This window comes from Novosphingobium sp. (assembly GCF_036733805.1).
Lineage (GTDB): Bacteria > Pseudomonadota > Alphaproteobacteria > Sphingomonadales > Sphingomonadaceae > Novosphingobium.
On the sequence record NZ_DAIMZT010000039.1, the window covers coordinates 17,983 to 27,949 of the forward strand.

Here is a 9,967-nt window from a genome sequence, read left to right on the forward strand (position 1 = left end):
CGGCTATTCCTCAAGACAAGCAGGCTGGCCTCACTTGTTGAGGATTTCCTTTTCCTTGCGCGCCAGTTCATCGTCGACAGCCTTGATCTGATCGTCCGTCAACTTCTGCACGTCGGCTTCCGCGCGCTTGCGCTCATCCTCCGAGATTTCCTTCTTGTTCTCATCGGCCTTGAGGTTTTCCATGCCGTCGCGCCGCACATTGCGGATGGCGACACGCGCCTTCTCCGCATATTGGCTGGCCAGCTTGGCAAGTTCCTTGCGGCGTTCCTCCGTCAGGTCCGGGATCGGCAGGCGAAGCGTGTTGCCGTCATTGATCGGGTTCAGGCCCAGGCCCGCCGACCGGATGGCCTTTTCCACCGGTCCGATATTGGACTTGTCCCACACTTGCACCGAAAGCATGCGCGGTTCGGGTGCCGAGATCGTCGCCACCTGCACGATCGGCGTCATCGCGCCATAGACCTCGACCGAGATCGGCTCCAGCAGCGCGACATTGGCGCGCCCGGTGCGCAAGCCCGAAAGATCGTGCTTGAGCGATTCGACAGCGCCTTTCATACGGCGCTCAAGATCGGCCTTGTCATATTTGGCCATGTTATGCGGCTCCCTTCTGCACGATCGTCTGCGTCCCTTCGCCCACTAGAACTTTGGCAAGATTGCCCTTCTCGCGGATCGAAAACACGACGATCGGAATATTGTTGTCACGGCACAAGGCCACAGCCGAAGCGTCCATCACCTTCAGGTTATCGGCAAGAACCGTGTCGTAATCGACTGTTTCGTAACGCTTTGCCGCGGGGTTCTGTTTGGGATCGCTGTCGTAGACCCCATCGACGCTGGTGCCCTTGAGCAGAGCGTCGCACTGCATTTCCGCCGCGCGCAGCGCCGCCCCGGAATCCGTCGTGAAGTATGGTGCGCCGACGCCTGCGGCAAAGATTACCACCCTGCCCTTTTCCAGATGCCGTTCGGCCCTGCGGCGGATCACCGGTTCGCAGACCTGGTCCATCTGCACGGCCGATTGGACACGCGTATGCACGCCCAGCTGCTCCAGCGCGTTCTGCATCGCCAGCGCGTTCATGACCGTCGCCAGCATTCCCATGTAATCAGCCTGCGCCCGGTCCATGCCCTTGGCCGCGCCCGCCATGCCGCGAAAGATATTGCCCCCGCCGATCACCAGGCAGATTTCAAGACCGCTATCCTTGGCGGCCTTCACTTCCTTGGCCAGTTCAGCGACAAATTCAGGATCGATCCCGAACTGCTGCGCCCCCATCAGCACTTCGCCTGACAGCTTAATCAGGACGCGTTTGAAGGGGGAGGATGACATGCCGCGTTTTCTCCTGGGGATGGTGGCTGCGGCTTTAGGGGGAGCGGCGCGGATTGCCAAGGGGAGAGGTTGGAGATGGCAGGCTCACAACGCGCTTTCCTACCGCCTCGCGCCTGTTCAGAATGACCGATACCGCCAATGCGCCTCATTCTGGTCATAGGCTTTTTGCGCCTGCGCAACGTCGCTCATGCGCCGCTCCGCCCAATCGATCATCGCTTGCAACGCATCGAGCAGTTCAAGCCCGAGCGGGCTTATCGAATATGTCACCGCGACCGGCACCGTGGGCACCACGTTCCGCACGATCAGCCCGTCACGCTCCAGTGAACGCAGCGTCTGGCTCAACATTTTCTGGGATATCCCGCTGATCCGTCTCTTCAGGGCATTGAACCGCATGCCCCCAGTCCCCAGCGTGACAAGAAGCAAGACGCTCCACTTGTCAGCGATCCGGTCAAGCAATTGCCGGGTGGGACAATCCGCCGAATAGACGTCGGGTTCATAACGGGTGGTTTCCTGCGGGAAACCCGGTGCGATCAAGGTGCCTTCTTGCATGGACGCATTCCATAGAACACCTGGTATCTGATGGAAACCACAAGGAGCATCGAGATGAAAATTGCAGTTCTTGGCGCCAGCGGACGCGCGGGATCGGAAATCACCCGCGAAGCCGCCGCGCGCGGGCATGACGTTCTTACGATTGCGCGCAATCCGGAGAAGATTCCGACCGGCGAGGGAATCGCCGCCATAGCGGGTGACGCGTCGGATGCCGATTCGCTGGCCTCCCTGATCGCCGGGCGCGATGCCACGATCAGCGCCCTGCACTTCGATATTCCGGCAGAAACCCTATTGGCGGCGGTGCGCAAAGCGGCGGTGCCGCGCCTGCTTGTCACCGGCGGCGCCGGAAGCCTCGAAATCGCGCCGGGGGTGCGCCTGGTCGACACGCCCGATTTTCCCGCCGAATGGAAAGAGTTTGCCTTGGGCGGTGTTGAGTTCCTCGACGCGCTGAAATCCGTCACGGACGTCGATTGGACGTTCTTCTCGCCCGCCGCATTAATCTTCGAGGGACCGCGCACCGGAAGCTACCGGCCCGGCGTGGACCAGTTGGTCACTGACGAAAATGGGGAGAGCAGAATCAGCTTCGCGGACTATGCCATCGCCATGATCGATGAACTCGAAACCCCCAAGCACAGCCGCGCCCGCTTCACCGCCGGGTATTGACCGCGGACGAGGCACGAAAAAAGGGGCCGGGAAGCCATTGCTTCCCGGCCCCGTCATTTTGTTTCCTGAAGGAAACTTTTGTCCGGTCAGCCCGCCACCGCAGCGGCCACTTCCGCTGCAAAGTCAGTGACTTCCTTCTCGATCCCTTCGCCCAGCTGAAAACGGACATAGTCCTTGAGCACGATCTTCGCGCCCGCGTCCTTGCCGGCCGCGTCAACGACCTGTTGGATGGGGGTCTTGTTGTCCATCACGAAGACCTGGCTGAGCAGTGCGTTTTCCTTGGCGTACTTGGCGATTGCGCCTTCGACCATCTTGGCCTGCACGGCCTCGGGCTTACCCGATTCCGCAGCCTTTTCCTGCGCGATCTTGCGTTCGCGCTCAATCAGCTCGGCATCCAGATCATCGGCCGTCAGCGCCAGCGGGAAGGCGGCCGCGATGTGCATCGCGATCTGCTTGCCCAGACCCTCGAGCGCAGCGGCGGGAGCCTCTGATTCGAGGGCGACGAGCACGCCGATCTTGCCAAGGTTCGGCGCAGCGGCATTATGCATGTAAGGCACGACCAGGCCCTGCGCCACTTCCACCGTCTTCATGCGGCGGACCTGCTGGTTTTCACCAATAGTAGCAACATTGTTGGTCAGCGCGTCGCTCACAGTGCCACCGCCCGGATAAGCCGCGGCCTTGAGCGACTCGACATCGTTGCCGGCCACCCCCAGCGCCACCTCGGTGGTCTTGCGCACAAAGTCCTGGAACTGATCGTTCTTGGCGACGAAGTCGGTTTCGGAATTGACCTCGACCGCAACGCCCTTGGTGCCGGTCACGGCCACGCCGACCAGACCTTCGGCCGCAGTGCGGCTCGATTTCTTGGCGGCGGCGGCAAGGCCCTTGGCGCGCAGCGCGTCGACCGCGGCTTCGAGGTCGCCATTCGTCTCAGCCAGAGCCTTCTTGCAATCCATCATGCCGGCGCCAGTGCGCTCGCGCAGGTTCTTCACGTCAGCGGCGGTGTAAGCCATCGCTCAAATCCTCTTGGTTGGTTCGGCCGAAGGATCGACCATCAATTGCCCGAGCCGCCCGGCGACTGGTAAACATGGGCGGCTCAAAACATGCAGCGCGCCAGGCCCATTGGACCCGGCGCGCGACAATTCCATGACGAAAAGTCGTCGCCGGCCCCGATCAGGCTTCGGTAACTTCGACCACCACGTCTTCGACCGGCTCGTCCATGGCACCGATGTCGGCGCCGCTGTCGACGATGGCCTCACGGCCACCCTTGGTCGCGGCCTGCGCGATCGCATCGCAATAGAGACGCACCGCGCGGCTGGCGTCATCGTTGCCCGGAATCGGGAAGGCGATGCCCTGCGGGTTGACGTTGGTATCCAGCACCGCGACCACCGGAATGCCGAGCACGTTGGCTTCCTTGATGGCCAGGTCTTCCTTATTGGCATCGATCACGAACATCACATCGGGAATACCGCCCATGTCGCGAATGCCGCCCAGCGACAGTTCAAGCTTGTCGCGTTCGCGAGTCAGCTGCAGCACTTCCTTCTTGGTCAGACCAGTGGTGTCGCCCGAAAGCTTTTCTTCCAGCGCCTTGAAGCGCTTGATCGACTGGCTGATCGTTTTCCAGTTCGTGAGCATGCCGCCCAGCCAGCGGTGGTTCACGAAATGTTGCCCGCAAGCGCGCGCCGCCTGCGCGATCGGCTCCTGCGCCTGGCGCTTGGTGCCGACGAACAGCACTTTGCCGCCCGCCTGGACGGTCGCCGAAACGAACTCCAGCGCGCGGGCCATAAGCGGCACAGTCTGCGACAGATCAATGATGTGAATGCCGTTGCGAGCGCCGAAAATGTACGGCTTCATCCGCGGATTCCAACGGTGAGTCTGGTGGCCGAAGTGAGCGCCGGCCTCGATAAGCTGCTGCATGGTGACGACGGGAGCCGCCATAATCAATTCCTTTCCGGTTGTGCCTCTGAAAAGCTGGAACCGTGCGGTCATCACCGCTGCGGCACCGGTATGTGCGCTTTCCATGTGGATTTGCAGGGCAGGGAAGACCGGAAAATTCAGCCTTTCCGCCTCAGCGGGCCTGCCCATAGACCCCTTCATCCCGAAAATCCAGCCCTCTTTCGCTTTCGCGCTAACATGCCACGGGATCGGAAATGAACGCCCCCTCCCTTTTTATTTCGCCTTGACATGACGGAACATAATGTGAACAAGGGCAGTAAGAACATTGATAGAACAGATTCGTTTTTTCCACAAGCTGTCCACTGGACTGGCCACAAGGCCGCGCTGGCTCGAAAGGATCGGTTATGACTGTATTTGCCGCCTGCCTGTTCTTCCTGGCCGCTTTTACGTCCGCTTTGGCCATCATCGCGAGCTGGCGCCGTTATGGACAAGCTGCGCTCGCTTTACCGGCGCAGCTCAGCACCTGCCCGGAAACCCTCGCAATCTGCTGGAAAGCCGTAGAGCGCATGCACCGGCCCGCGCTCGCTCCACTCAGGATGGGCCGAGCGGAGCGCCCTCCTCGTCGAAGGGCGCCGGGGTTGGACTGGCCGGGAATGACCCTTGCCGCCTGACTTTCGCGTAACTCGCTATCCCCAGCGGAATCAACAGCAAATAGCCGATCGTGATCGCGACGAGCGTGAACCACGGCTCAGTCAACAAAGCCGCCATGGTAAGGCCGACAAGCGCGATCACGCCCAGACGCAAATGATTGGGGGGGCGCATGCGTGACCATCCCAGGGTGGGCAGGCTGGAAATCATCAGGAAGGCGATCACCGCCATCCACCCGCTCACCAGCACCGGATGGGCGAACTCGGAACGGCCGCTGGCGATCCACAAGTACATCGGCAGGAAAGCGAGCCCCGCGCCCAGCGGGGCGGGAACGCCAGTAAGGAAACCGGCCTGCTTGTGCGGCTGATCGAGCATGTCGAGCCGGGAATTGAAACGGGCAAGCCGCAGCACACAGCAGATCGCAAAGGCTAGCGCCGCGATCCATCCCACGCTGGGAAGCTTATGCAATGTCCAGAGATAGACGATCAGCGCGGGGGCCACGCCGAAGGAAATCGAATCGGCAAGGCTGTCCAGCTCTGCGCCGAAGCGCGTCTGCGCCTTGAGCAAGCGGGCCGCTCGCCCATCTATGCCGTCAAGCAGGCCGGCCAGGATCACTGCCTGCACGGAGCGTTCGAAATCGCCACCAATGGCGAAGCGGATGCCGGTTAAGCCCGAACAGAGCGCGGCAGCGGTTATCGCGTTAGGCACCACCGCCCGCATCGAAAGCCCGCGAGCAAAGCGACGGTGCGGCATGGGGGCCCCTTCCGCAAACCCATCATGCTCATCAGGCGCCGCTGGTGTCACTGAACAATGCCCTCCACAACCGGCGCCGAGCCGAGTTCGGCCAGCACTGTCTCACCGGCGATGGTTTTCTGGCCCAGCACCACGCGAGGCTCGGTGCCGGCGGGCAGGTAGACATCAACGCGGCTGCCGAAACGAATAAGGCCGACCCGCTGGCCTGAGGCAATAATGTCTCCTGGCTTGATGAACGGCACGATGCGCCGCGCCACCAGCCCTGCGATCTGCGTGAAGCAAATGCGAACGCCGTCTCCACGTTCGATCAGCACATGCTGACGCTCATTCTCTTCGCTCGCTTTGTCGAGATCGGCATTCACGAACTTGCCGGGAATATAAATCACTCGCTTGACCATGCCGCCGATCGGCGCACGATTGATGTGCACATCGAACACCGACATAAAAATGGAAATGCGCGTCACTGGCTCGCTGGCCATCGGGGCAAGGCCGCTTCCATCGTCCAGGGTCAACTCGCGCGGCGGTGGCACTTTGCCAATCAGTGTAACAAGCCCATCAGCAGGAGCGATGATCGCACGGTCATCCTGCGACGTTACCCGTGCCGGGTCGCGGAAGAACGCCAGGATGCACAGCGTCAGGACTGCAAGCGGCCACCCCGCCCACGGCCCCAGCAACAGCCAGGCGATCAGCGCGATAGCGCCTGCAATGGCGCCGAACTTGCGCCCTTCGGAATGAATGGGAGGCCACTGCCACGAAACTTCGCCGCGACCCTGATTATCGAGAATATCTGAGGGCATAGTTTTCATCTAATCGGTGTGCGCCAGTACCGCAATGGCACCGGCATCACTGCCGGACGATGAATTACGCCAAGCTTTTGCGAAACCGGTGGTGGACAGGGCTAGATTCGAACTAGCGTACGCTTGCGCGGGCAGATTTACAGTCTGCTGCCTTTAACCACTCGGCCACCTGTCCACACCAGTCGCTGGCTGCAGGCCATATCACCAGGAAATGACCCGCTTTGAAGGCTCTCGAGAAAGAGCCCGTTGCCGAGGAGCCGCGCCTTTGCCGAACCGGGCCTTGCCTGTCAATGGGGTCGCTGCCAAAGCGGCAACACATTTTTCGGTGAAAGGACAAGCGATGAGCAACCGCGGCGAGAGCCAGGACGGTGGACGCCAGAACCGGGCGCTACGCGGCCGGGCCGGCCGGATGAAAAACGGGCGTGGCAGCGGACGCGCCAGTTCGGGCATAGTGCGGCTGTGGGGCCGCCATGCGGTGGAAGCCGCGCTCAAGAATCCTGACCGGCATCACCGAAAACTATGGGCTACGCGTGAAGGCGTCGAAACGCTTGAAGGCGAATTACCGAGCGATTTTCCCATCGAATGGGCCCAAAGCGCGGATCTTGCCCGGCTTGTCGCTCGCGATGCTCCTCATCAGGGGTTGGTGCTGGAGTGCGAAGCCCTGGAGGACATTTTCCTCGCCGACGTGCTTGACGGCGATCCCTCTCGCCCGGTGGTTGTGCTCGATCAAGTAACGGATCCGCATAACGTGGGTGCGATCATGCGATCGGCCGCGGCCTTCAACGCCTGTGCGATCGTCACGCAGGATCGCCACGCCCCGCCCGAATCAGGCACGCTCGCAAAATCGGCGTCCGGCGCGCTGGAAGTTCTCCCCTGGGTGCGCGTGGTCAACCTGGCCCGCGCGCTCGAAGAGGTGGCCGATGCGGGGTATTGGCGGATCGGGCTCGACGGGGAAGCGGAATCGACGCTGGCGCAGGCTCTTCCCGCGGGACCGGTCGCCTTGGTCCTGGGCGCAGAGGGAGATGGACTGCGCCACAACATTGTGCAGCATTGCGATGCCGTCGCGCGCCTGCCGATCAGCGAAGCCATGGAAAGCCTGAACGTCAGCAATGCCGCCGCCATCGCGCTTTATGCCGCGGCAACGCGCGAAACGCTCTAAGATCCATTGCTCGCTTAAACCAAAAAGGGGGAAACATGGTCAGGATATTGAAACGAGGCAGCGGTGCTTACCGACTGCCGGCGGGGATGGTGGCGACCGCGCTATCGTTGCTTTTGGCCGCGTGCATATTCGCACCCGGCAAATTCGCGTCGCAACTCGATGTGCGTAAAGATCACAGTTTCTCGTTCCATTACGCGGGCGAAATTCTGATGCTCCCGCTCATGAAGAACAACAAGCAGGAAACGTTCACGCCCGAGGCGTGCCATGAGGAGGACTCCGACAACGAGCGTGAATGCACCCCTGCGGAGATCGCCAACCAAAAAGCAGAGTGGGAAAAGCAGCGCGCGGCGACGAAGAAGAGCGATGCGGAGGCGGCGCAAATGCTGATGGGCGGAATCGATCCCAATAATCCCGAGTCAGGCAACGAACTGGCCGCCAAGCTGCGCCGTCAGGTGGGCTGGAACAAGGCGGAATACCTCGGCGATGGAAAGTTCGATGTGGACTTCGCCTTTTCCGGCAGGCTCGACCGGGATTTCGTGTTTCCGACCATGGAAGGCTTTCCGATGAGCAACGCCTTCGTCCAAATCTCGCTGCGTCAGGACGGCACGGTGCGCATTGACGCTCCGGGATTTGGTCCCTCGGGCGGCGGTCAAACGATGTCGGGAATGATGTCCGGCATGAGTTCCAGCGGCGATGCGGATAAGAGCCCCGTTGCGCTGGCGGACGGCATCTTTGCGGTTACCACGAACGGCGAAGTACTAGCCAACAATACCGATGAAGGCACGAAATCCGGCCCAGGCGGACAATCGCTCATGTGGAAGATCACCCCGAGCATTAAGGCTGAACCCACCGCTTTGCTGAGACTCGCTCGATAGCTTCGTCCGACCGGCTTTCTCGTTCTCGTAATCAGCCGGCCAAACGAAAATCGCCGCGCCGACCCGAAGGTTGGCGCGGCGGTTTTTCGTTCGGGCCTGTGAGGCGCTACAGGCCGCCTGCCATCTTAGTTGACGGCATCCTTAAGGCCCTTGCCGGCTTTGAACTTCGGCTGAGCAGAAGCCTTGATCTCCATCGGCTCACCGGTGCGCGGGTTGCGACCGGTCGAAGCCTTACGCTTGGCGACCGCAAAGGTGCCGAAGCCCACCAGGCGCACTTCATCGCCCTTCTTCAGCGCGCCGGTAATGGCGTCGAACACGCTTTCGACTGCCTTGGTGGCATCGCTGCGGGTCAGACCGCTGGAATCGGCGACAGCGCTGATGAGATCGTTCTTGTTCATTACGAAACCCCCTACCTTTCAGTGGAACAGGATTGTGATGGGATAATTTTTGAATCGCCTCGAGATGGCGACGGAATTGAGCGGGTTTTATCGTCGCTGGCAAGGCCAAACCACGCTAAAACCCGCAGGTTATCGAGTTTTTTAGTCGTCCCCGCGCTGTTCTTGCTTGTGCGACGCAACATGCCGCAAGGAGAATTGTGTCGAATCGCTCTTTTTGTCGAGACGACGCCGGGAATCCACCAAGGTATGCTTGCCTCGCGATTCGCCGGTCGACGGCGCATGGGAACTGATACCGCTGTGTCCGTAACGGGGATAAAAAAGGCGGTTCGAAAAAACGAACCGCCTCTCACCGCCCGGCCGCGAAAGGACCCAGCGGAATCCGTCTTACGCTTTCGCTTCGTTGACCTCGCGGCGCTCGGCGATGCGAGCGCGCTTGCCGGTGCGGCCACGCAGGTAGTACAGCTTAGCCCGGCGCACCACGCCCTTGCGGACCACGGTGATGGAATCGATGTTGGGCGAATAGAGCGGGAACACGCGCTCTACGCCTTCGCCAAAGCTCATTTTGCGAACGGTGAAGTTCGAATTGAAGCCACGATTCGAACGAGCGATGCACACGCCTTCGAAAGCCTGCACGCGGGTACGCGTACCTTCGATGACCTTCACACCGACGCGGACGGTATCGCCCGGACGAAACTCAGGAATATCCTTGCCGGCCTTGGCGATTTCCTCGGCCTCGATCTGCTGAATCAGGTTCATGAACCCAAATCCTCGTTTCTTCGCCGCGCGCCAGAGGCAGGCTGGCCCCGAACGTCCCTGTGACGCTCCCAAAGGTCCGGCCTGCGTAACCGTGTGTCGTCGTTCGCCTGTTGTTTCCGCCAGGCGGCGATCTTCGCATGATCCCCCGATCGCAGCACTTC

12 protein-coding genes, 1 tRNA gene and 1 pseudogene are annotated in these 9,967 nt (G+C 61.1%); 3 read left to right on the forward strand and 11 right to left on the reverse strand.

The genetic code is table 11. The annotated features are described in order from the left end of the window. Positions 1-30: 30 nt before the first annotated feature. The 3 genes from frr to V7D69_RS10445 form a co-directional block, all read right to left on the reverse strand. Positions 31-588 carry a ribosome recycling factor gene (gene frr / locus V7D69_RS10435; RefSeq protein WP_324063537.1) on the reverse strand — a complete coding sequence of 186 codons (558 nt, stop codon included), beginning with the start codon at positions 586-588 and terminating at the stop codon, positions 31-33. Position 589: 1 nt separating this feature from the next. Then, positions 590-1,315 carry a UMP kinase gene (pyrH, locus tag V7D69_RS10440; protein WP_324063540.1) on the reverse strand — a complete coding sequence of 242 codons (726 nt, stop codon included), beginning with the start codon at positions 1,313-1,315 and terminating at the stop codon, positions 590-592. 117 nt (positions 1,316-1,432) lie between these two features. After that, positions 1,433-1,864: a winged helix-turn-helix transcriptional regulator gene (locus V7D69_RS10445; protein WP_333605757.1), complete on the reverse strand. Its 432-nt coding sequence runs from the start codon at positions 1,862-1,864 to the stop codon at positions 1,433-1,435. A gap of 54 nt (positions 1,865-1,918) precedes the next feature. Here V7D69_RS10445 and V7D69_RS10450 point away from each other — a divergent pair, with 54 nt between their 5' ends. Next, positions 1,919-2,527, forward strand: a complete 609-nt coding sequence (locus V7D69_RS10450) for an NAD(P)-dependent oxidoreductase (protein WP_333605758.1) — start codon at positions 1,919-1,921, stop codon at positions 2,525-2,527. A gap of 86 nt (positions 2,528-2,613) precedes the next feature. Here the strand turns inward: V7D69_RS10450 and tsf are convergent, their stop codons facing one another. The 5 genes from tsf to V7D69_RS10475 all read right to left on the reverse strand — a co-directional run bounded on the left by tsf (position 2,614) and on the right by V7D69_RS10475 (position 6,793). After that, positions 2,614-3,537 (reverse strand): translation elongation factor Ts, encoded by a 924-nt coding sequence (gene tsf, locus V7D69_RS10455; RefSeq protein WP_333605759.1) that lies wholly within the window; start codon positions 3,535-3,537, stop codon positions 2,614-2,616. 160 nt (positions 3,538-3,697) lie between these two features. Next, positions 3,698-4,462 (reverse strand): 30S ribosomal protein S2, encoded by a 765-nt coding sequence (gene rpsB / locus V7D69_RS10460; RefSeq protein WP_324060936.1) that lies wholly within the window; start codon positions 4,460-4,462, stop codon positions 3,698-3,700. Positions 4,463-5,011: 549 nt separating this feature from the next. Then, complete coding sequence (locus tag V7D69_RS10465) at positions 5,012-5,821, reverse strand: CDP-alcohol phosphatidyltransferase family protein (protein WP_324060935.1); 810 nt, start codon at positions 5,819-5,821, stop codon at positions 5,012-5,014. Between the two features lie 47 nt (positions 5,822-5,868). Further along, positions 5,869-6,618 carry a phosphatidylserine decarboxylase gene (locus V7D69_RS10470; RefSeq protein ID WP_324060938.1) on the reverse strand — a complete coding sequence of 250 codons (750 nt, stop codon included), beginning with the start codon at positions 6,616-6,618 and terminating at the stop codon, positions 5,869-5,871. Between the two features lie 89 nt (positions 6,619-6,707). Beyond that, a tRNA-Tyr gene (locus V7D69_RS10475) sits at positions 6,708-6,793 on the reverse strand. A gap of 165 nt (positions 6,794-6,958) precedes the next feature. On the opposite strand from V7D69_RS10475, the gene V7D69_RS10480 reads away from it, so the two are divergent. Beyond that, positions 6,959-7,777, forward strand: coding sequence for a TrmH family RNA methyltransferase (locus V7D69_RS10480; RefSeq protein WP_333605760.1), 819 nt, complete (start codon positions 6,959-6,961; stop codon positions 7,775-7,777). 35 nt (positions 7,778-7,812) lie between these two features. After that, positions 7,813-8,652 (forward strand): hypothetical protein, encoded by an 840-nt coding sequence (locus V7D69_RS10485; RefSeq protein WP_324064759.1) that lies wholly within the window; start codon positions 7,813-7,815, stop codon positions 8,650-8,652. 125 nt (positions 8,653-8,777) lie between these two features. Here the strand turns inward: V7D69_RS10485 and V7D69_RS10490 are convergent, their stop codons facing one another. From V7D69_RS10490 to V7D69_RS10500, 3 genes and pseudogenes are all read right to left on the reverse strand, one after another. Then, positions 8,778-9,050 carry an HU family DNA-binding protein gene (locus V7D69_RS10490; RefSeq protein WP_324064760.1) on the reverse strand — a complete coding sequence of 91 codons (273 nt, stop codon included), beginning with the start codon at positions 9,048-9,050 and terminating at the stop codon, positions 8,778-8,780. A 384-nt stretch (positions 9,051-9,434) separates the two neighbouring features. Further along, on the reverse strand, positions 9,435-9,806 hold the full coding sequence (gene rplS, locus V7D69_RS10495) for a 50S ribosomal protein L19 (protein WP_324064761.1): 372 nt from the start codon (positions 9,804-9,806) through the stop codon (positions 9,435-9,437). Further along, positions 9,803-9,967 (reverse strand): annotated as a pseudogene (locus V7D69_RS10500) (tRNA (guanosine(37)-N1)-methyltransferase TrmD); the annotation flags it as partial. The pseudogene V7D69_RS10500 and the gene rplS, both read right to left, overlap by 4 nt.

Coding starts and splice junctions, on each gene's coding strand:
- pyrH (WP_324063540.1), bottom strand. CDS start 1,315: ATGTCATCCTCCCCCTTCAAACGCGTCCTGATTAAGCTGTCAGGCGAA.
- V7D69_RS10490 (WP_324064760.1), bottom strand. CDS start 9,050: ATGAACAAGAACGATCTCATCAGCGCTGTCGCCGATTCCAGCGGTCTG.
- V7D69_RS10470 (WP_324060938.1), bottom strand. CDS start 6,618: ATGCCCTCAGATATTCTCGATAATCAGGGTCGCGGCGAAGTTTCGTGG.
- frr (WP_324063537.1), bottom strand. CDS start 588: ATGGCCAAATATGACAAGGCCGATCTTGAGCGCCGTATGAAAGGCGCT.
- rplS (WP_324064761.1), bottom strand. CDS start 9,806: ATGAACCTGATTCAGCAGATCGAGGCCGAGGAAATCGCCAAGGCCGGC.
- V7D69_RS10480 (WP_333605760.1), top strand. CDS start 6,959: ATGAGCAACCGCGGCGAGAGCCAGGACGGTGGACGCCAGAACCGGGCG.
- V7D69_RS10465 (WP_324060935.1), bottom strand. CDS start 5,821: ATGCCGCACCGTCGCTTTGCTCGCGGGCTTTCGATGCGGGCGGTGGTG.
- V7D69_RS10485 (WP_324064759.1), top strand. CDS start 7,813: ATGGTCAGGATATTGAAACGAGGCAGCGGTGCTTACCGACTGCCGGCG.
- tsf (WP_333605759.1), bottom strand. CDS start 3,537: ATGGCTTACACCGCCGCTGACGTGAAGAACCTGCGCGAGCGCACTGGC.
- V7D69_RS10450 (WP_333605758.1), top strand. CDS start 1,919: ATGAAAATTGCAGTTCTTGGCGCCAGCGGACGCGCGGGATCGGAAATC.
- rpsB (WP_324060936.1), bottom strand. CDS start 4,462: ATGGCGGCTCCCGTCGTCACCATGCAGCAGCTTATCGAGGCCGGCGCT.
- V7D69_RS10445 (WP_333605757.1), bottom strand. CDS start 1,864: ATGCAAGAAGGCACCTTGATCGCACCGGGTTTCCCGCAGGAAACCACC.